The organism is Priestia sp. VA7, from assembly GCF_055710015.1.
Genome location: NZ_JBVQPN010000006.1, coordinates 1 through 21136, shown reverse-complemented (window position 1 = coordinate 21136; position 21136 = coordinate 1). Strand labels below are relative to the sequence as shown.

19 protein-coding genes, 1 rRNA gene and 1 riboswitch are annotated in these 21136 nt (G+C 39.7%); of the genes, 2 read left to right on the top strand and 18 right to left on the bottom strand.

Translation table 11 applies throughout. The features are described 5' to 3' along the window. Positions 1 to 13 precede the first annotated feature (13 nt). Together pcrA and pcrB are read right to left on the bottom strand one after the other, a co-directional pair. Positions 14 to 2263, bottom strand: a complete 2250-nt coding sequence (pcrA, locus tag AC0C45_RS24050) for a DNA helicase PcrA (RefSeq protein WP_080967577.1) — start codon at positions 2261 to 2263, stop codon at positions 14 to 16. A 28-nt stretch (positions 2264 to 2291) separates the two neighbouring features. Next, positions 2292 to 2990 (bottom strand): heptaprenylglyceryl phosphate synthase, encoded by a 699-nt coding sequence (gene pcrB, locus AC0C45_RS24045; protein WP_033580830.1) that lies wholly within the window; start codon positions 2988 to 2990, stop codon positions 2292 to 2294. Between the two features lie 512 nt (positions 2991 to 3502). On the opposite strand from pcrB, the gene AC0C45_RS24040 reads away from it, so the two are divergent. After that, on the top strand, positions 3503 to 4885 hold the full coding sequence (locus tag AC0C45_RS24040; protein ID WP_013055049.1) for a glycine--tRNA ligase: 1383 nt from the start codon (positions 3503 to 3505) through the stop codon (positions 4883 to 4885). A 37-nt stretch (positions 4886 to 4922) separates the two neighbouring features. Here the strand turns inward: AC0C45_RS24040 and AC0C45_RS24035 are convergent, their stop codons facing one another. Both AC0C45_RS24035 and AC0C45_RS24030 read right to left on the bottom strand, forming a co-directional pair. Then, the gene (locus AC0C45_RS24035) at positions 4923 to 5228 is read right to left on the bottom strand and encodes a YerC/YecD family TrpR-related protein (protein WP_013081447.1); all 306 of its coding nucleotides are present in this window, start codon (positions 5226 to 5228) and stop codon (positions 4923 to 4925) included. 147 nt (positions 5229 to 5375) lie between these two features. Continuing rightward, a complete protein-coding gene (locus AC0C45_RS24030) occupies positions 5376 to 7124 on the bottom strand; it encodes an adenine deaminase C-terminal domain-containing protein (protein ID WP_171777775.1) in 1749 nt (582 codons plus the stop codon). Between the two features lie 102 nt (positions 7125 to 7226). Here AC0C45_RS24030 and AC0C45_RS24025 point away from each other — a divergent pair, with 102 nt between their 5' ends. Further along, positions 7227 to 7484: a YgaP family membrane protein gene (locus AC0C45_RS24025; protein ID WP_016762773.1), complete on the top strand. Its 258-nt coding sequence runs from the start codon at positions 7227 to 7229 to the stop codon at positions 7482 to 7484. 30 nt (positions 7485 to 7514) lie between these two features. Here AC0C45_RS24025 and purD read toward each other — a convergent pair whose 3' ends face one another. The 14 genes from purD to rrf all read right to left on the bottom strand — a co-directional run bounded on the left by purD (position 7515) and on the right by rrf (position 21127). After that, entirely contained in the window at positions 7515 to 8789 is a 1275-nt protein-coding gene (gene purD / locus AC0C45_RS24020) for a phosphoribosylamine--glycine ligase (protein ID WP_472928898.1), read from the bottom strand. Between the two features lie 13 nt (positions 8790 to 8802). Beyond that, positions 8803 to 10341, bottom strand: a complete 1539-nt coding sequence (purH, locus tag AC0C45_RS24015) for a bifunctional phosphoribosylaminoimidazolecarboxamide formyltransferase/IMP cyclohydrolase (RefSeq protein WP_025752921.1) — start codon at positions 10339 to 10341, stop codon at positions 8803 to 8805. A 103-nt stretch (positions 10342 to 10444) separates the two neighbouring features. Beyond that, the gene (gene purN, locus AC0C45_RS24010) at positions 10445 to 11023 is read right to left on the bottom strand and encodes a phosphoribosylglycinamide formyltransferase (RefSeq protein WP_014461934.1); all 579 of its coding nucleotides are present in this window, start codon (positions 11021 to 11023) and stop codon (positions 10445 to 10447) included. Then, positions 11020 to 12057 carry a phosphoribosylformylglycinamidine cyclo-ligase gene (gene purM / locus AC0C45_RS24005; RefSeq protein WP_013081441.1) on the bottom strand — a complete coding sequence of 346 codons (1038 nt, stop codon included), beginning with the start codon at positions 12055 to 12057 and terminating at the stop codon, positions 11020 to 11022. The genes purN and purM overlap by 4 nt, the downstream gene beginning before the upstream one ends. 26 nt (positions 12058 to 12083) lie before the next feature. After that, positions 12084 to 13499 carry an amidophosphoribosyltransferase gene (gene purF, locus AC0C45_RS24000; protein WP_013055041.1) on the bottom strand — a complete coding sequence of 472 codons (1416 nt, stop codon included), beginning with the start codon at positions 13497 to 13499 and terminating at the stop codon, positions 12084 to 12086. After that, positions 13475 to 15706 carry a phosphoribosylformylglycinamidine synthase subunit PurL gene (gene purL / locus AC0C45_RS23995; protein ID WP_237893300.1) on the bottom strand — a complete coding sequence of 744 codons (2232 nt, stop codon included), beginning with the start codon at positions 15704 to 15706 and terminating at the stop codon, positions 13475 to 13477. Before purL ends, purF begins: the two co-directional genes overlap by 25 nt. Next, positions 15690 to 16376, bottom strand: coding sequence for a phosphoribosylformylglycinamidine synthase subunit PurQ (gene purQ, locus AC0C45_RS23990; RefSeq protein ID WP_013055039.1), 687 nt, complete (start codon positions 16374 to 16376; stop codon positions 15690 to 15692). The genes purL and purQ overlap by 17 nt, the downstream gene beginning before the upstream one ends. After that, the gene (gene purS, locus AC0C45_RS23985; RefSeq protein WP_013055038.1) at positions 16373 to 16624 is read right to left on the bottom strand and encodes a phosphoribosylformylglycinamidine synthase subunit PurS; all 252 of its coding nucleotides are present in this window, start codon (positions 16622 to 16624) and stop codon (positions 16373 to 16375) included. Before purS ends, purQ begins: the two co-directional genes overlap by 4 nt. A gap of 7 nt (positions 16625 to 16631) precedes the next feature. Beyond that, positions 16632 to 17339 (bottom strand): phosphoribosylaminoimidazolesuccinocarboxamide synthase, encoded by a 708-nt coding sequence (purC, locus tag AC0C45_RS23980; protein WP_013055037.1) that lies wholly within the window; start codon positions 17337 to 17339, stop codon positions 16632 to 16634. Positions 17340 to 17413: 74 nt separating this feature from the next. Then, complete coding sequence (purB, locus tag AC0C45_RS23975) at positions 17414 to 18706, bottom strand: adenylosuccinate lyase (RefSeq protein WP_013055036.1); 1293 nt, start codon at positions 18704 to 18706, stop codon at positions 17414 to 17416. Next, the gene (purK, locus tag AC0C45_RS23970) at positions 18703 to 19848 is read right to left on the bottom strand and encodes a 5-(carboxyamino)imidazole ribonucleotide synthase (protein WP_013081438.1); all 1146 of its coding nucleotides are present in this window, start codon (positions 19846 to 19848) and stop codon (positions 18703 to 18705) included. The genes purB and purK overlap by 4 nt, the downstream gene beginning before the upstream one ends. Then, complete coding sequence (gene purE / locus AC0C45_RS23965; RefSeq protein WP_047933001.1) at positions 19841 to 20329, bottom strand: 5-(carboxyamino)imidazole ribonucleotide mutase; 489 nt, start codon at positions 20327 to 20329, stop codon at positions 19841 to 19843. The genes purK and purE overlap by 8 nt, the downstream gene beginning before the upstream one ends. Positions 20330 to 20458: 129 nt before the next feature. Next, a riboswitch (purine riboswitch) is annotated at positions 20459 to 20560 on the bottom strand. An 84-nt stretch (positions 20561 to 20644) separates the two neighbouring features. Then, entirely contained in the window at positions 20645 to 20845 is a 201-nt protein-coding gene (locus tag AC0C45_RS23960; protein WP_014461942.1) for an NETI motif-containing protein, read from the bottom strand. A 166-nt stretch (positions 20846 to 21011) separates the two neighbouring features. Next, positions 21012 to 21127, bottom strand: a 5S ribosomal RNA gene (rrf, locus tag AC0C45_RS23955). Positions 21128 to 21136: the final 9 nt, after the last annotated feature.

Below are 21136 nucleotides of genomic sequence, written 5' to 3'. Positions count from 1 at the left end.
CTCCTTTTCACGATTACACTTTCGTAACCGGGGCAAATTTAGCAAGCAGTCTTTTTACACCTGTAGGACTAGGAAAAGCAATGTCTAATTCTTTTGAATCTCCTTCTCCTTTTACACTTACAACTGTACCAATTCCCCATTTTTTATGCTCGGCCTTATCTCCAACGCTCCATCCAATTGATTCACTGCCTGTTGACACAAGCTTCGTTTTTGCCACAGCCGCTTGTCGGCGCGCTGCAAACGGCGAAGCTGAAGCCCCTGAACGACTAGCAGCAGGTTTGCGCATTGCCTCATTTAAAGATTCCACAAGCTCGCTTGGGATTTCTCCAATGAAGCGGGATTTTGGATTAACGTTTGTTTTACCAAATAGTGTGCGCATTTGAGCATTTAATAAATACAATTCTTGTTCAGCACGCGTAATCCCTACGTAGGCTAAGCGTCGTTCCTCTTCCATTTCATTATCTTCGAATAATGATCGGCTATGAGGGAATACGCCTTCTTCCATACCCATTAGAAAAACAACCGGGAACTCTAGACCTTTTGCCGAGTGAAGCGTCATCAGAATCACTTGTTCGTTCTCTTCTTCTTCCTCGTCTTCAAGCTTATCGATATCAGCAACAAGTGCTAAATCGGTTAAAAATGCTACTAAGCTTTTATCTTCACTTGCTTCTTCAAACGTTTTTGTGACAGATAAAAACTCATCAATATTCTCTAAGCGGCTTTGTGCTTCAATTGTTTTTTCCACTTTAAGCGCTTCACGGTATCCTGTTCTTTCTAATACTTGTTCCACAAGCTCTGTAACAGACATATAGTCTTGCATTTGAGCTAAGTTCGAAATCATCGATTGGAAATCACGAAGGGCTTTTGTTGCTTTGCCTGTTAACCCCATTAATTCTACTTCATCCAGCGCTTTGAAAATAGAAATGTCATGAACGTTTCCGTAATTGGCCACTTTATCGACTGAAGTAGCTCCAACTCCGCGCTTTGGAACGTTCACAATACGAGCTAAGCTAATGTCATCATCTTGGTTGGCAATTAAGCGCAAGTATGCAAGCAAATCTTTAATCTCTTTGCGGTCGTAGAACTTAATGCCGCCGACAATTGTATAATTAATATTGGATTTTAACAGCACTTCCTCCATCACACGAGACTGTGCATTTGTACGATACAAAATGGCAAAATCACTGTATTTACGCTTTCCGCTGTCTACTGCTTCTTTAATTTTACGTGCTACAAACTGTGCTTCATCATGCTCACTCATTGCTTGGTAATGATAAATCTTCTGGCCTTCATCGTTTTCCGTCCATAAGTTTTTCACTTTACGATTCATATTGTTTGCAATGACGCCGTTTGCCGCAGCCAAAATCGTTTTAGTTGAACGATAATTTTGTTCAAGCAAAATAGTTTTGGCTTTTGGGTAATCTTTTTCAAATGACAAGATATTTGTAATATCAGCCCCGCGCCAGCGGTAAATAGACTGATCTGAATCCCCTACTACGCATACATTTTCAAATCTTGCAGCCAGCAAGCGAACCAGCATATACTGTGCATGGTTTGTATCTTGATACTCGTCCACATGAATATATTGAAACTTGCGCTGATAGTAAGTTAACACTTCAGGAACTCGTTTAAATAGCTGAATCGTTGTCATAATCAAATCATCAAAATCGAGCGCTTGGTTTTTCTTTAAACGCTTTTCATACTCTTTGTAGACTTTGCTTACAACTTCTTCATAAGGTCCCGCTGCTGTTTTATCAAATTCTTCCGCTACTTTCAGTTCATTTTTAGCTGAACTAATGCTTCCTAATAGCGAACGCGGATCGAATTTTTTTGGATCGATGTTTTGATCTTTTAAAATGTTTTTAATAACGGACAGCTGATCCGTTGAATCTAAAATCGTAAAGTTACGATTAAAACCAATACGATCAATATCTCTTCGTAAAATACGCACGCACATCGAGTGGAAGGTTGAAATCCAAATGTCTTCTGCCACTCCGCCAACAATACTTGCCACACGCTCTCTCATTTCACGAGCTGCTTTGTTTGTGAAGGTAATCGCTAAAATATTCCAAGGTGCAACTTCTTTTTCCGCCATTAAAAACGCAATTCGATGCGTTAATACACGTGTTTTTCCACTTCCTGCACCGGCCATAAGTAATAATGGTCCGTCAGTCGTTTTAACTGCCTCTTGCTGCTGAGGGTTTAATCCTGTTAATAATTTTTCACTTAAAAAATTCACGTTTTCACCGCCTATATCGAACATATATTCTCTATTCTACTTCATTTATTTTTCACTGTGCAATATTCTTTTTTACCGCTTTTACAGTTTTTAACGCTTCCGATAAATTTGTATAAATAACATTTCCTACAATAACCGTATCGGCAAGCTCCCCCATCTCACTCGCTTGCTCTTTTGTCTCAATACCTCCGCCGTAAAATAACTTCGTCTCATTTAGCGAATTTTTCACCTCTGCCACTAATGCAGGGTCTCCATATGTTCCGCTGTATTCTAGATAGAAAACGGGCAAATGAAACATGCGTTCAGCCATACGAGCATACGCTACAACGTCTTCTGCATCCAAATCTGTTTTCGCTTCCGTTAGCGCAGCTACTTTTGCTTCGGGGTTAAGTACGCAGTATCCTTCTACAAAAATTTCATCCCAGTCCATGATCTCTCCGTATTCCTTCATAGCCGCGTGATGTAAATCAACAATCCACTTTGGATCCTTGCTGTTTAAAACGGTCGGAATAAAATAAGAATCAAACCCAGGTGTTACAGAGTCAATTGTTGATACTTCAAGCGCACACGGCACCGTGTAGCGGCGAATACGCATTAACAGCTGCAGTACATTGTCTAGAGTCACTCCATCAGATCCTCCGACAAGAACCGCATCCGTGCCGGATTCGCAAATTTTCTCTAAATCTGCATCTGAAATCTCTTTATTAGGATCTAATTTAAAGACATGTCTCCACTCTTTAATATCATACATATATGTTCCTCCATTTCTTTACACTTAAAAGTTCGCGCTCGTCCATTTGTTCATTATAACAAAACTAAGAGGGTGAAATGAAAGGAAAACCGAACTTTTCATCACGTTTTTTGTTTTCAAAAAATATGGTGAAAAGATATGGTTTTATCCTCAAATCCCGGAAGAAAACATCACAAAAAAAGCCCATTTTGCACAAGGTTATTGTTTCTCTGCATAGGATATGCTAATATATAGCTACTAAAATTCATATGATATACGCTGAAGGATCAATAGTACTTAAATCCTCTTCACAAAGCGAACTAGGGACGGTGAGAGCCTAGAGAATGGTTTAAGGAAAAGGCAATCTGGAGTATATACAGACGAAGGTGGATACATTTTGTATCAACCAGGGTGGAACCGCGGGAAAAACTCTCGTCCCTGGGCATATTGTTGATATGCCCAGGGACGAGAGTTTTTTTGTACCCGCTCTTTTCGTTTCGCTTGAATCACTACCATTTACAGGAGGAATTAGAATGTCAAAAACAATGGATCAAATCGTATCTCACGCTAAACACCGCGGCTTTGTATTTCAAGGATCTGAAATTTACGGCGGTCTTGCAAATACATGGGATTACGGCCCGCTTGGCGTAGAATTAAAAAACAATATTAAAAAAGCATGGTGGAAAAAATTCATTCAAGAATCTCCATACAACGTTGGTTTAGACGCTGCGATTTTAATGAATCCAAAAACATGGGAAGCTTCTGGTCACTTAGGAAACTTTAATGACCCAATGATCGACTGTAAGGATTGTAAAGCCCGTCATCGTGCCGATAAATTAATTGAAGAAAAACTTCAAGAAAAAGGCATTGAAATGATCGTAGACGGCCTTTCATTTGATGCAATGGCTGACTTAATTAAAGAACATGAAATTACATGTCCTGAGTGTGGTTCAGCTAACTTCACTGAAATTCGTCAATTTAACTTAATGTTCAAAACGCACCAAGGTGTAACTGAAACATCAACAAATGAAATTTACCTTCGTCCTGAAACAGCTCAAGGTATTTTCGTAAACTTTAAAAACGTTCAGCGCTCAATGCGTAAAAAGCTTCCGTTCGGTATCGGCCAAGTGGGTAAAAGCTTCCGTAACGAAATTACACCTGGTAACTTCACATTCCGTACGCGTGAATTTGAACAAATGGAACTTGAATTCTTCTGTAAACCAGGCACTGAATTAGAGTGGTTTAACTACTGGAAAGAAACATGTAATAAATGGCTTCTTTCTCTTGGTATGAAAGAAGAAAATGTTCGTCTTCGCGACCATGATGATGATGAACTTTCTCACTACAGTAATGCAACAACAGACTTTGAATACAAGTTCCCATTCGGCTGGGGAGAACTATGGGGCGTAGCTTCTCGTACAGACTATGACTTAAAGCAGCATATGGAACACTCGGGAGAAGACTTCCAATATGTTGATCAAGAAACAAACGAACGCTATGTACCTTACTGCATCGAGCCTTCTTTAGGCGCTGACCGTGTAACATTAGCTTATATGATTGATGCATATGAAGAAGAAACGTTAGAAGATGGCTCTTCTCGTACAGTTATGCAGCTTCACCCTGCTTTAGCACCATTTAAAGCTGCTGTATTGCCACTTTCTAAAAAGCTTTCTAACGAAGCTCGCGCTGTCTTTGAAGATTTAGCAAAATACTTTATGATTGACTATGATGATGCTGGTTCAATCGGTAAACGTTACCGTCGCCATGATGAAATCGGTACGCCGTTCTGTATTACATTCGATTTCGATTCATTAGAAGACAATCAAGTAACAATCCGTAACCGCGACACAATGGAACAAAAACGTGTAGCAATTAGCGACCTTAAAAATATCATTGAAGAAGCAACTCAATTTTAATTAAAAAATAAGCGTATGGCTGCTTCAGCCATACGCTTTACTTTTGATTCGAATCTTCTTGAAGGCGTTCTAACACCATTTGATACGCATCGCTTCCATAATTCAAGCAGCGTTTAACACGGGAAATAGTCGCTGTGCTTGCTCCAGTTTCCGTCTCAATTTTATGGTACGTGTTGCCTTCTCGCAGCATTCTTGCTACTTCTAAGCGCTGTGCTAATGATTGAATTTCATTAACTGTACATAGGTCATCAAAAAATTGATAGCATTCTTCAAGGTTTTCTAATGATAAAATCGCTTGAAATAGCTGATCTAATTCTTTTCCTCGTAGTTTGTTGATTTGCATCGTATCGAACTCCTTTATCATTGGCTTTCTTTACTGGTTGTTTCTATCTATAAAATACAGTTTCTATATTTATTTGCACATACATTCATTCTGTATGAAGACAGCCAATTTCATACAAATTTCAAATTCCTTTGATACTTTTATATTTTAACGCATTATAGACGGAAAAAGTACTTTTTTATTCATAACATCATAAATTCCTACTGGCGTGATACGAATATAGGGCAAATGTGTAGACGAAAAGAACAGCAGTGAATAGACAGGATCATCGTGCTTGTATCCTCGCTCACCCAGCACTTTCTTGAGTTCTACCTCTCGTTTACTTAACTCCTCCATCGGCAGGTTTGACATGACTCCTTTTAACGGAAGAACCAGTTCGTATACTACTTTCTCATCTTCTGTAATGACAATACCGCCTCCAATTTCTTTCATACGTTTGAATGCACACATCATATCTTTTTTCGATTTTCCAATTAAAATAAAATCACCTGTATTTGAAAATGAACTCGCCAGTCCCGATACATTTGTCGCAAATCCTTTTAACAGCGTATTGATCCGCCACTTGCCTTCTCGGTCCACCAGCACTAAAAAACTTTCATCATGATCAGAGGCTAATACATCTCCGCTCACATTCAAGTGAATTGAATACGGCTCCATAATAACAGCATTTTTCATTTTTACGCCTACTGGCATTGAAAATTGAAAATCGTCCATCGTTAAATCAAAGTCCAACTTTAACGGTGAAAAACCAAACTTTTCCCAAGGAAATTCTACTGAGGCTAATGCTTGTTCTTTGCCTTCTTTTTTCATCCACTTTCCTTTTGCTAGCACAGATACCGGAGTAGGCCGCATAGGATCTTCTAAAATATTAATATTAGCCACACAGCCTGTTGCTACATGCCCATGCAAATGTTCCATGTTGTAATAGCGGGCAATATTTACAGACACCATATTATAAGCATCTAACACGGGAACTCCTTCTGAAATAGCTAATGTAATTAACATATCTGACACGCCGTTTTGGTAAAAAGAAGGCGGAGAACCGTCTGTATTCATCGTGATATGGTCAAAATAATCTACCTGCAGCTCTTTTAACTCCTGCAGCAATTTTGGCAAATCTGGCCGAATTGAAGAGTGGCGCAAAGCAACGTCATAGCCTTGCGTTAACCGAGCAACAACATCTTCCCCTGTCATAGACTCATGATCGCTGTCTGCTCCGAGCAATTTCATTTTTGCCAAGGTAAATGCTGACGCCCCTGGAAAATGTCCTTCAATGTGCTTTCTCATCCGTTTTGTCTCTTGAACCCAGTGAAGCATTAAATCATCTCCGTCTAAAAGCTTCGGCCAACTTGTCAGTTCGCCTCCTTGTAAGACAGCTTCATTTTGTAGCCAAGAAGTAATGTTCGTATGTGAGAAGATGTCAGCCTCTTCATCAATTTCCGTCTGCGAATCAAATCTGCACCACCAATACAGCGATTGTGGTAACGTTTTCATTTCTTCAATCAATGAAAACGCCGTTTTTTGTTCGAGCTGTAAAGCGAGAATTAAATTATCATTAAACAAAGTCGTTGTTCCGTGCTTGGCTGCATATTGGGAAAAAGTCTGGGGATTATATAACTGAAACGGGTGAACATGGGGCTCAATATACCCAGGAACCACATATTTCTCACTGCAGTCTATAATCTCTGTAGAAGCGTCCGTGTGCTTAGGCATCTCTGAGCCGACGTATACAATACGATCTTGGTAAACCCAAATATGTGCTTTTTTCCACTGCTTCATTCGAGCGTTCAAATATGTTGCATCTTTTAAGACAATAGTTGGTGCTTTTTGACCGTTTAATACTAAGAGCTGCTGTCTAATATGTTTGCTTTTCCAGCGGTATCTTTGTTCCGGCATGCTAAATTCCCCCTAATTTACTATGTATTTTTATCGTAACACATCCGTGATGTAAACGCATTCAGAAACTGTTATTAATTTTATGAATAAAGGTGATAAAACATGAAACCAAATATCGGCATTGTTAACGCATTAATTCGACTTACGCTGGGCTTTACCCTTCTTTCTTGGACAACATCTCGTTTATCTCGCAGACCGTACAAAGATTCATACATCTTCCTAGGGTTAATGGGCGCTTTAAAAGTTGCAGAAGGCATCACGCGTTTTTGTCCCCTTACGTACGCATATGATTCATGTCAAAAACATGATGAACATGAACACCATCCAAACGGAAACGAAGAAACGTATAATCCTTCATAAGGTAAAAAGGAGAGCCGGAGCTCTCCTTTTTTATTTTAAAGCTGCTTTTGTTAATGCACGATGGCCAATGTCTTTGCGATAGAAAAAGCCTTTTTCTACATCGATATGAGCCATTTGTTTGTATACTTCTTGCTGCGCTTCTTGAAGGGTTGCTCCTTTGGCACCTACTAATAGAACGCGGCCCCCGTTTGAAACGTATGTGTCGTTTTCTAAAGCTGTACCAGCGTGGAAAACAAGCGCGTCTTCACTAATCGCATCCAACCCGTTAATTGGCGCACCTTTTTGATAATCTTCTGGGTAGCCTGCTGCTGCTAATACGATTCCGATAGCCGCTTCGTCATCCCATTCAATTTCTACTTTTTCTTCTTTCAAAATGCGAAGAAGCACATCGACTAAATCGCTTTTCATACGCGGCAGTACAACCTGTGTTTCAGGATCTCCAAAACGCGCATTAAATTCAATCACTTTTGGTCCTTTTTGTGTTTGAATCAGACCAGCATATAGAATTCCTGTATACTCACAGCCTTCTTCAGCTAATCCTTTAGCCATTGGAAGTAAGATGTTTTCTAAAGCCTCTTGTACTTCTGCATCACTGATTTGCGGAACAGGAGAGTAAGCTCCCATGCCTCCTGTGTTCGGACCTTGATCGCCGTCAAAAGCACGCTTATGATCTTGTGCAATTACCATTGGATATACATTTGTACCGCGTACAAATGCCATTAATGAAAATTCTTCACCATCCAAAAATTCTTCTACAACTACTTTTGCACTTGCTTCTTTAAACTTTTGGTCAACTAGAAAATCACGTAATGTATCTACGGCTTCTTCTACTGTTAAAGCAACAGTTACACCTTTACCAGCTGCTAAGCCGTCTGCTTTAATAACAATTGGAGCGCCTTGCTTTTCCACATATGCTTTTGCTTCCTCGTAAGACGTAAATGTTTCATACGCTGCGGTTGGAATATCATACTTTTTCATGAGCTCTTTTGCAAAGCTTTTGCTTCCTTCAATCATCGCTGCTTGCTTGCGCGGTCCAAAGACTGGAAGACCTTCTTGTTCAAACCGATCAACAATGCCTTCAATTAGCGGATTTTCTGGTCCAACAATTGTTAATCCAATCTTGTTTTCTTTTGCAAACTGCACAAGCTCTTCTTGGCTGCTTTCATCGATTGGTACAATCGTTGCCACATCTCTCATGCCCGGATTTCCTGGTGCTACAAACACTTCGTTAACAAGTGGACTTTTTGAAGCTTTCCATGCAATTGTATGCTCTCTTCCGCCTTTTCCAATAACTAAAACATTCACGTTCTTCACCTCATTAATGTTTAAAATGTCTTACGCCTGTAAATACCATTGCAATGCCGTATTCATCTGCTTTTGCAATTGACTCTTCATCACGAATTGATCCGCCCGGCTGAATAATAGCTGTGATTCCTGCTTTAGCTGCTGCTTCTACTGTATCGCCCATTGGGAAGAACGCATCTGAACCTAAAGCTGAACCTTGTGCTTTTTCACCAGCTTGTTCAATCGCAATTTTTGCAGCGCCTACGCGATTCATTTGACCAGCTCCGACGCCAATTGTCATGTCATCTTTCGCAAGTACAATAGCATTAGACTTAACATTCTTAACAACTTTCCATGCTAATTTTAAATCTGCCCACTCTTTTTCTGTTGGCTCACGTTTCGTTGGAACAGTAATCGTTGCATCATCAAATCCGAACACATCTTCATCCTGAACAAGCACGCCGCCTTTTACAGATGTTAAGAAAGCTTCTTTTTCTGCTTTTTCATCAAGCTCTATCGTTAGTAAACGAAGGTTTTTCTTAGCTGTTAATACATCTAATGCTTCTTGATCGAACGCAGGAGCAATGATGATTTCTAAGAAGATTTCTTTTAACTGAATAGCCGTTTCACGGTCGATAGGACGGTTAGCTGCTACGATGCCGCCAAAGATAGATGTAGGATCCGCTTCGTATGCTTTTTGATAAGCTTGAGCAATTGTTTCACCCACACCTACACCGCAAGGATTCATATGTTTGATCGCTACGATAGCCGGCTCTTTGAATTCTTTTACGATTTGAAGAGCTGCGTTTGCATCGTTGATATTATTGTATGATAACTCTTTTCCATGCAGCTGCGTAGCTGTTGCAATAGAACCTTTTTGTGTTAACGGCTTTTTATAGAAAGAAGCTTGTTGGTGAGGATTTTCTCCGTATCGTAAGCCTTGAACACGCTCATACGTTACTGTTAATTTCTCAGGAGTTGTTTCACCTGTAATGTTTGTTAAGTATTCAGCGATTAATGCATCATAAGCTGCCGTATGACGGAATACTTTTGCTGCTAATCGTTGGTTGGTTTCAAATGAAACATTGCCATCCGCTTTTAACTCTTCTACTACGGTTGCGTAATCGCTTGGATCTACTACAACTGAGACAGAACGATAGTTTTTCGCAGCTGAACGAAGCATTGTAGGTCCACCGATGTCAATATTCTCAATCGCTTCAGCAAGCGTTACATCCTCTTTTTCAATTGTCTTTTTAAATGGGTATAAGTTTACAACTACAAAGTCGATTGGCGAGATATTATGCTCTTTCATTTGAGCTTGATGCTCTTCATTATCGCGTAACGCTAATAAAGCACCGTGAACGTTAGGATGCAATGTTTTTAAACGGCCGTCTAAAATTTCTGGGAAACCAGTTACTTCAGAGATTCCGATAACGTCAATGCCGTTTTCTTCTAGGGTACGCTTCGTACCGCCAGTTGAAATAATTTCTACTCCTAAGTCCTTTAATTCTTGTGCAAATGAAACAATACCTTCTTTATCAGATACGCTAATAAGCGCGCGTTTTGCTGTCATTTTGTAAACTCCTCCTGATCCGATCTCTCATTTAAAATCTTTCTTTCACTACTACTCTACCATAGTAAAGGATTAAAACTTTTTTGACAAGGTTCCATCCTATTTATTTAACTGCGGCTTGTTCAAATAATTCATTCAGTACCGCGGGATAAAATTGATGTTCAATTTCATGAATACGGGCCTCAACTGTTTCTCTTGTATCGCCTTTTTCAATGCGAATAGCCTGCTGATCAATAATTGGTCCTGTATCCATGCCTTCATCTACAAAATGCACGGTAATTCCAATCACTTTTACTCCTGCATCAAAAGCTTGACCAATAGCATCAATCCCAGGAAATGCAGGTAAAAGCGAAGGGTGAATATTAACAATACGATTTTTGTATGGCTTAAGCAACGTCGAACCAACTAATCGCATATATCCTGCTAAAACAAGAAATTCTACTTTAGCTGATGTAAGCTCTGCAAGAATGGCTGCTTCATACGCTTCTTTATTTTCATAGTTTTTAGGCGAACAAACAAAGCATGGTATTCCACATGCTTTTGCTCGTTCAATTACGTATGCATCGGGTTTATTGCAAACAACAAGCGCGATATTTGCTTTTAATCGACCTGACTGAGTTGCTTCGTAGATGGATTGAAAGTTACTGCCGTTTCCAGAAGCAAACACTGCAATATTTATCATGCAAACGTCCCTCCAGCAAATTCAACACCTGTTCCTTCTTTGACACGTCCGATAACAAATGCTTTTTCGCCTTCGTTTTCAATTGCTTCAATGACTTTATTCATATCTTCAGGTTCAACAGCTAAAACAAATCCGATTCCCATGTTGAATACTTCGAACATTTCTTTACGGTCTAGCTTGCCTTGCTCTTCAAGGAAATCAAACACGTATGGAATTGGCCAAGAACCGTAATCGATTTCTACACCTAAACCTTCAGGAAGCATACGAGGGATATTTTCAACAAATCCGCCTCCAGTAATATGAGCCATACCTGCAATCTTAGCTGCATGTAATGCTTTTAGGACCGGCTTCACGTATATTTTTGTTGGTGTTAATAACTCAACTCCAAGCTTTTCGTTAAAACCAGCGTAAGTTTCTTGAAGATTTAATCCTTGATCATCAACGATTTTACGTACAAGAGAGTAGCCATTGCTGTGGATACCGCTAGATGAAATACCGATTAACAGCTGTCCAGCTTTAATCTCATCTCCAGTAATAATTTCTGACTTTTCTACTGCTCCTACTGTAAATCCTGCAAGATCATATTCATCTTCTTCGTATAAACCTGGCATTTCAGCTGTTTCTCCGCCAATTAACGCACAGTTGGATTGTTCACAGCCGTCTGCAATTCCTTTTACAATCGATTCAATTTTTTCAGGAACTGCTTTCCCGCAAGCAATATAATCTAAGAAGTAAAGAGGCTCTGCTCCTTGTGCTAAAACGTCGTTTACACACATGGCCACTGCATCCACACCGATCGTGTCATGCTTATCCATTTGAAAAGCAAGTTTCAATTTTGTTCCTACTCCATCTGTACCAGAAACAAGAACAGGCTCTTTTAAATTCAATGTAGATAAATCGAACATTCCGCCAAAGCCACCCACTGTTCCCATAATACCTGCACGAGCAGTGCGTTCTACGTGCTTTTTAATACGTGAAACAGCTTCATATCCTGCTTCTAAGTCAACTCCAGCTTGTTTATATGAATATGACATGTTGTCACTCCTTTTTTACGTTAAAACTAACAAGTTACCTTTTCATGAGGGTGTACAGTATCTGGATAAATTTCAGTTGGATACTTTCCAGTGAAACATGCCATACACTGTCCGCCGTTGCCTTCATACTGTCTGCCGATTGCATCTACTAACCCTTCGTTGCTTAAGAAAACAAGTGAATCAGCTTCAATCAATTCACGAATTTCTTCAACAGAGCGCGTAGCAGCAATTAGCTCAGAGGATGACGACGTGTCAATTCCATAAAAACATGGATTTTTGATAGGGGGTGAACTGATGCGTACATGTACTTCAGTTGCTCCTGCTTCTCGAAGCATACGAACAATGCGACGGCTTGTTGTGCCGCGAACGATAGAGTCATCTACCATGACAACACGTTTACCCTCTACAATTTTACGTACAGGAGACAGCTTCATTTTTACACCTTGTTCACGCAATTCTTGTGAAGGCTGAATGAACGTACGGCCTACGTATCGATTCTTAATTAAACCCAATTCGTATGGAATTCCTGACTGTTCTGCAAAACCGATCGCTGCTGAAATACTTGAATCAGGAACGCCTGTTACAACGTCTGCTTCAATCGGTGACTCAACTGCAAGTTGTTTCCCAAGGTTTTTACGAGCAGAGTGAACATTGATTCCATCAATATTACTGTCTGGTCTTGAGAAATAAATATATTCCATACTGCAAATTGCGCGGTTTACGTTTAATGTGAAACGTTCTGATTGAATACCTTCATCATTAATAATGAGTAATTCACCCGGCTCTACATCACGCTCATGAACTGCTCCAACAATATCAAACGCACATGTTTCAGAAGCTACTACATAAGCATCACCTAATCGTCCAATTGATAACGGACGCAATCCGTGAGGGTCAAGTGCAACCATCATCGTATCTTCTGTTAAGATAACGAATGCGTATGCGCCTTTAACCATGGATAAAGCATTTTTTACTTTATCTTTCATATCTTCATAGCCGCTTCGTTTAATTAAATGAGCAAGTACTTCTGTATCTGATGTTGATTGAAAAATACTCCCTTGGTTTTCCAGCTGATGCTTTAATGCATTTGCATTAACCAAGTTTCCATTATGAGCTAACGCAAGGCTTCCGCTATGAGAGCGGAAGTGAAGGGGTTGAACATTTTCAAACCCTCCGCCTCCAGCTGTTGCATAACGAACGTGTCCAATTGCTGCTTTACCGTTTAGTTGCTCTAACTCTCCGTGGCCAAATACTTCGTTAACAAGACCGACACCTTTCATTACTGTCACTTTTTCTCCGTCTGTTACAGCAATACCAGCGCCTTCTTGTCCGCGGTGCTGCAAGCTATGCAAACCGTAATAAGCAATCTGGCTTGCATTTTCATGTCCCCATACACCGAATACGCCACATTCTTCGTTTAAGCCTTTGATTTCAGCAAGCATGGAAGCGCTCCTTTCCAAGCAGTAGTTAATTCTTCAACTGATAATTGAACAAGAACATTTTCTTGATGTTTAACAGTTAATGTTGCGTCTTCTGTTACGCGTCCTACTAATGTTACATCTTGTACAAGCATTTCGAATTTTTCTTTATTCTCTGGAGAAACCGTTACGATAAAACGTGATTGTGTTTCACTGAATAGCTCTGCTGTTGCTTCGCCGTCTACCGTTACGTCCACACCTAATCCGCTGCCGTTCATCACTTTTTCAGCTAGGGCTACCGCGAATCCTCCTTCTGCAATATCGTGAGCAGATTGAACTGCGCCTTCACGAATTGCTTGAAGAAGCTGATCTTGACGTGTTTTTTCAACTGCTAAATCTAATTTAGGTGAATGCCCAAATACCGTACCGTTTTCTAGTACTTTTTGAAGCTCAGTACCTGCGAATTCTGCTTCAGCTTTACCAATAACATAGATTAAGTCATCTTTTTGCTTCGCATATTGAGTTGTAATATGGTTGATATCGTCGATCAAACCAACCATTCCGATAACAGGAGTTGGGTAAATTGCTTCACCTTTTGTTTCATTGTAAAGAGATACGTTACCGCCGATAACCGGAGTCGATAGCTCACGGCAAGCGTCGCTCATACCGTCTGTTGCTTTTTCAATTTGCCAGAAGATTTCTGGTTTTTCAGGGTTACCGAAGTTTAAGCAGTCTGTAATTGCAAGAGGCTGTGCACCTGAACATACAAGGTTACGAGCAGCTTCTGCTACTGCAATACGGCCGCCTACTTCTGGGTCTAGGTATAAATAGCGAGAGTTACAGTCTGTTGTCATCGCTAATGCTTTATTTGTATCACGTACACGAACAACCGCCGCATCAGATCCAGGAGATACAACTGTGTTTGTACGTACTTGATAGTCATATTGGTTGTAAACCCACTCTTTGTTTGCAATAGTAGGCTGTTTTAAAAGTGTTACTAACATATCACTGTAATTTTCAACAGTAGGAGCATATGCTGATTGCTCTTGGAACTCACGATAGTATGCTGGTTCTTGAGATGGCTTGTGGTATACCGGTGCATCTTCTGCTAATGCATCTACAGGAACATCTGCTACTACTTCTCCGTTATGAGTTAAACGAAGGCGCTTATCGTCGGTTACGTGACCAACTGAAACAGCTTCTAATCCGTATTTTTCTACGATTTCTACGATTTCATTTTCACGGCCTTTTTCAACAACGATGAGCATGCGCTCTTGAGATTCTGAAAGCATCATTTCATATGGTGTCATACCTGTTTCACGCTGAGGTACAAGATCAAGGTTCATTTCAATACCAGAACCCGCTTTACTTGCCATCTCTGCTGAAGAACTTGTTAAGCCCGCAGCACCCATATCTTGAATACCGACTAAAGCGTCACACTTGATAAGTTCTAGGCAAGCTTCAAGAAGAAGCTTTTCCATAAATGGATCTCCTACTTGTACAGCAGGACGTTTTTCATCTGACTGATCAGATAGTTCTTCAGAAGCAAATGTTGCGCCGTGGATGCCGTCGCGGCCGGTTTTTGCTCCTACGTACATAACCGTGTTGCCAACGCCTTTAGCTTGACCTTTTTGAATATCTTCGTGATTAATTAAACCCACACACATAGCGTTAACAAGCGGATTTCCTTCATATGAAGCTTCAAACTGAATTTCTCCGCCTACTGTTGGGATTCCTACACAGTTACCGTAACCCGCGATTCCCGCTACTACTTCCTCAAACAAATGACGAACCTTTGGAGATGTTAATTCACCAAAACGCAAAGAGTTTAAAAGTGCAATCGGTCTTGCTCCCATTGAAAAGACGTCACGAATGATACCACCTACACCAGTTGCTGCTCCTTGATAAGGTTCAATCGCTGATGGATGGTTATGACTTTCGATTTTAAATACAACGGCTTGGTTGTCACCAATATCAACGATACCAGCTCCTTCACCAGGACCTTGTAATACTTTTTCACCCGTGATAGGGAATTTTTTCAGTACAGGCTTAGAGTTTTTATAACTGCAGTGCTCTGACCACATAACAGAGAATAAGCCTGTTTCTGTATAATTAGGAGTACGACCAAGCAGTTGCTCTACATTCGCAAACTCTTCGTCTGTTAATCCCATGTCTCGATATAACTTTTGTTCTTTAATTTGCTCTACATTTGGTTCAAGAAGTAACGACATTTTGTTCCCTCCACTGCTTTACGATTGATTGAAATAATTTAAGTCCGTCCGCGCTTCCTAAAAGATCGCTTACCGCTCTTTCTGGGTGAGGCATCATTCCTAATACGTTGCCTGTTTCGTTTGTAATCCCTGCAATATCTTGAAGACTTCCATTTGGATTATCACCTGCGTATTGGAAAAGAATCTGGTTGTTTTCAATCAATTTTTGTAACGTGTGTTCATCACAATAGTAGTTGCCTTCACCGTGTGCCACTGGAATAGCAATTACTTCATCTTTGCCATAAGCATTTGTAAACATTGTTTCGTTATTAGCTACTTTCAAATTCACTGTTTTACAGATGAATTTTAAGTTTTCATTACGGCGCATAGCACCTGGCAGTAATCCTGCTTCTAATAAAATTTGGAATCCATTACATACACCTAGTACTGGCTTTCCTTGGCTTGCTGCCTTTTTTACAGCGTCCATTACATTTGAGAAGCGAGCGATAGCACCTGAACGAAGGTAATCTCCATATGAGAAACCGCCTGGAAGCAAGATACCATCATATTGATCTAATGATTCTGTATCGTGCCAAACGTAATCTACTTCTTCACCAAGCTCATCTTTGATAGCATGATACATATCGACGTCACAGTTTGATCCTGGAAAAACAATTACAGCAAATTTCACTGTACGACAACCTCCTCAACCTCGTAACGGTAATCTTCAATTACTGTATTAACTAAAAGCTTTTCACACATTTCTTTTACGCGTTCATCTAATGAATCTGTGCTGTCGATTGTTAGCTCTAAAAATTTACCGATGCGTACTTCTTCTACTTCTTCATAAGACATACGGTGCAATGAATTTTTAACGGCTACTCCTTGAGGGTCTAATACACTTTCTCTTAATGTGACAAATACTTTTACTTTATACATGGTTGGGTTATCCTCCGATTCGCTGTAAGATTTTTTCGTATGCTTCTGTTAAACCGCCTAAATCTCTGCGGAATACATCTTTATCTAATTTTTCGTTCGTATGAACATCCCAGAAGCGGCAAGTGTCAGGTGAAATTTCATCCGCTAAAATAATGTCGCCTTGAGAAGTACGGCCGAATTCTAATTTAAAATCCACTAAGAAAATATCTTTATCTTTGAAAAATTTCGATAATATTTCGTTGATTTGAAGTGCTTGTGCCTTTAAACTATCAATCTCTTCTTGAGTTGCAGCTTTAAGGAAAATCGCATGTTCTGCAAGAATTAATGGATCACCAAGCGCATCATCTTTGTAGTAAAGTTCAACGATTGGCTGTTCAAAACGAATACCTTCTTCTACGCCAATTCGCTTCGCAAGGCTTCCTGCTGTAGCATTTCGTACAACAACTTCAAGCGGGACAATTTCTACTTTCTTAACCGCTTGTTCATGATCTGAAAGCTGCTTCACAAAGTGAGTTGTAATCCCTTGCTCATGTAACATTGAAAATAGTAAACTACTAATTTGATTGTTCAACTGTGCTTTTCCGCTAATCTCCGCTTTTTTCTGACCGTTGAATGCTGTAGCTTCATTTTTATAAGCAACCCACAATACATCTTGCTCATCAGTAGCGTAAATTTTTTTCGCTTTTCCTTCATAAAGTAACTCTTGCTTTTCCATGCTGTCACCTCTACATACAGAATATTCAGATACACTTTCTTAGATAAAGGCAAGGACGTGCCTTGCCTTTTTTATTAAAGACCTAAACGTTCAAAAATCATATCTACATTTTTTAAATGGTGCTTATGATCGAAGCAATCTTCAATCTCTTCTGGTGATAAGTGGCGAGTAATGCGCTCTTCGCCTTCAATTAAAGAACGGAAAGGAACTTGCGTTTCCCATGCTTCCATTGCTTTTGGCTGTACTAAGTCGTATGCTTCTTCGCGTACCATGCCTTTATTGATTAGTGTTAACAGTACACGCTGTGAGTAAATTAATCCTAGTGTACGATCCATGTTGCGCTTCATGTTGTCAGGGAATACTGTTAAGTTTTTAACAATGTTTGCAAAACGATTTAACATGTAATTTAAAGCAATCGTTGCATCAGGTAAGATGACACGCTCTGCCGATGAATGAGAGATGTCACGCTCATGCCAAAGCGGTACATTATCATAAGCTGTAACCATATAGCCGCGAATTAAGCGAGCAAGTCCCGTTACGTTCTCAGAACCGATTGGATTACGTTTATGAGGCATTGCAGATGAACCTTTTTGACCTTTTGCAAAGTACTCTTCAACCTCACGTGTTTCACTCTTTTGAAGACCGCGAACTTCTACTGCAAATTTCTCAATAGATGTCGCAATTAACGCTAGTACTGACATATAGTGTGCATGACGGTCACGCTGTAATGTTTGCGTAGAGATTGGTGCTGGTGAAATTCCTAATTTCTCACATACGTATTTTTCAACGAAAGGATCGATGTTAGCGAACGTTCCAACTGCTCCTGACATTTTACCGAATTCCACTTCAGCTGCAGCACGTTTTAAACGCTCTAGGTTACGCTTCATTTCTTCGTACCATAATCCCATTTTCAAACCAAATGTCGTTGGCTCAGCGTGTACACCGTGCGTGCGTCCCATCATAACCGTATACTTATGTTCTTGAGCTTTTTCCTTTAGTACTTCTACAAAGCGCTCTACGTCACTTAGCAAGATTTCATTAGCTTGCTTTAATAAATAAGATAGAGCTGTATCAACTACGTCAGTTGAAGTCAAACCGTAGTGTACCCACTTGCGCTCTTCACCAAGCGTTTCAGATACTGCACGAGTGAAAGCTACTACGTCATGACGCGTTTCTAGTTCAATTTCATTGATGCGGTTAATATCAAAAGATGCATTTTGACGAATTAACTTTACATCTTCTTTCGGAATATGTCCTAATTCTGACCATGCTTCGCAAGCTAGAATTTCAACTTCTAACCAAGCTTTAAATTTATTTTCTTCTGTCCAAATAGCTGCCATTTCTGGTCTTGTATAACGTTCAATCATGTTGTTACTTCCTCCGTTCTTTCCCAAATTCCTAGAGATTCGGCTTTTTCTATCGCCTCATCTATCTTATCAGCTAATACCGTGATATGTCCCATTTTTCTCTTCTCTTTTGCAACTTTTTTTCCGTACAAATGCAAGTGCATATCATCTAAACATTCGATTTTTGCCATTGTGTTCTCAATATGTTCCCCTAATAGGTTAACCATAACAGCAGGTTTTAATAAAGTCGGTTGTGCTAGGGTCCAGTTACAAATGGCTCTTACATGCTGCTGAAATTGAGAAAGATCACAAGCATTGATTGAATAATGACCTGAATTATGAGGTCTAGGTGCCATTTCATTTATATAAAGCTGACCTTCTTCAGTTAGGAACATCTCAACTGCTAATGTGCCAACTAAATCTAATCCTTTTGCTATTTCTTGCGCATATTGAAGAGCTTTCGCTTCTTGATCTGCTGTAATACGTGCCGGAACAATCGTTTGGTGCAAAATATGATGCTTATGAATGTTCTCAGCTACTGGTAAACATACCGTTTCGCCTTTTGCATTGCGGTGTACAATAACTGATACTTCTTTATCTAAGTTCATCCACTGTTCTACAATGCATTCCGACTGTGCTAATAGCTCAGCTGCTTCACGAATATTATTCTCATTTTTCACTAGAACTTGCCCTTTACCGTCATATCCGCCTCGGCAAGTTTTTACGACACATGGATAACCAATTGTTTCGACAGCTTTTAAAAGTTCTTCTTCAGTCGTAACGATTGCGTAATCAGGAACGTCTAGATTAAGCTTTGTAATCATTTCTTTTTCTAAACGACGATTTTGTGTAACGGCTAGTAAATGACTGCCTTGTGGCACGTAGCATTTTGTTTCTAGCCATTTCATCATCTCAACATCAACGTTTTCAAATTCATAGGTGATGACATCTGACACTTCAGCAAGCTGTTCAACCGCTTTTCTATCATCATAGTTGCCAATGACTTTAATATCTGCTACTTGACCGCAAGGAGAATCTTCTGTTGGTTCAAGCACTGCAATGTAATAACCCATTTCTTTAGCAGATAGTGCAATCATTCTTCCTAGCTGTCCACCGCCTACGATTCCAATTGTTTTACCAGGAGGTATAAGTAAATTAGACAAGTTGATCACTACTTTCTAACACGGATGATTTAATAGACTCTCTACGATTTTCAAGTTGATCACTTAACGTTGGATCCTGTGTTGCTAAGATTTGTGCTGCTAGCAGGCCAGCGTTCGTAGAACCAGCTTTTCCAATAGCTACTGTAGCTACCGGTACGCCGCCCGGCATTTGAACAATCGATAAAAGTGAATCTAAACCGTTTAAGTTACTTGATTTAACCGGTACACCTATTACAGGTAAAATTGTTTTTGCAGCAATCATACCAGGTAAGTGAGCAGCGCCACCAGCGCCAGCAATCATAACTTTAATCCCTCGTTCTTTAGCAGTTTCAGCGTACTCAAACATATAATCCGGCGTTCGATGTGCTGATACAACTTTCTTTTCATATTCAATATTTAATTCATCTAAAATGTCACACGCATATTTCATAGTGCTCCAGTCTGACTGACTGCCCATTACAACAGCAACTTTTACATTCATGAATAAAAGCTCCTTTTTCACGTTATAAAAAAACCTAGGGTAAAGTTATGGCTCACTAAAGGAAAGCCACAACTACCCTAGGTTTCATGTATCAACATTCCTTTTGAAAAGGAATCATGTTTACCTATTTAGTAATTGTACTCTCCTCATAGTCCAATGATTTACGGTCATCGGGTAGAAACTCGTGGGCCATATTCCCACTATTATATGAGGTTTCGGATATCTCTATTGACAACTTAATAATAACAGCCAAACCGGAAAAAAGTCAACCTAAAAATCGAATATTTACTATTTTTATCATTAAAATGTTCGTATTTAGAGACTTTTCCCTTCGAAAACAATCTGTTGCTTTACCGGAACATACTCTTTTTTACCATTTATTTCTTTTTCTTCAAAGATAGGCTTTTCCATGCGTCGAACGGGCATATACCCATCTTTTTTCATCCGATCTAAACAACTTGCGATTGTTTCATTTTCTTGTAATTCGTATAGTACTTTTTTTGATTTCTTACCCAAAATGCAGCCTCCAGTTTGAAAGAAGTTTCTTACAACGTCAAAAAGAACTTTTATAATAAAAAATTAAATGAATCCACTATAGTGTAACATAATTTAAAAGTTAAATTCACGCTGTAATTTTTAGAAACAAAAAAGACTAGTCATTGAATGACTAGTCTTTTTATTTGCCTGGCAACGTCCTACTCTCACAGGGACAAAGTCCCAACTACCATTGGCGCTAAAGAGCTTAACTTCCGTGTTCGGTATGGGAACGGGTGTGACCTCTTCGCTATCGCCACCAGACAAGAGATT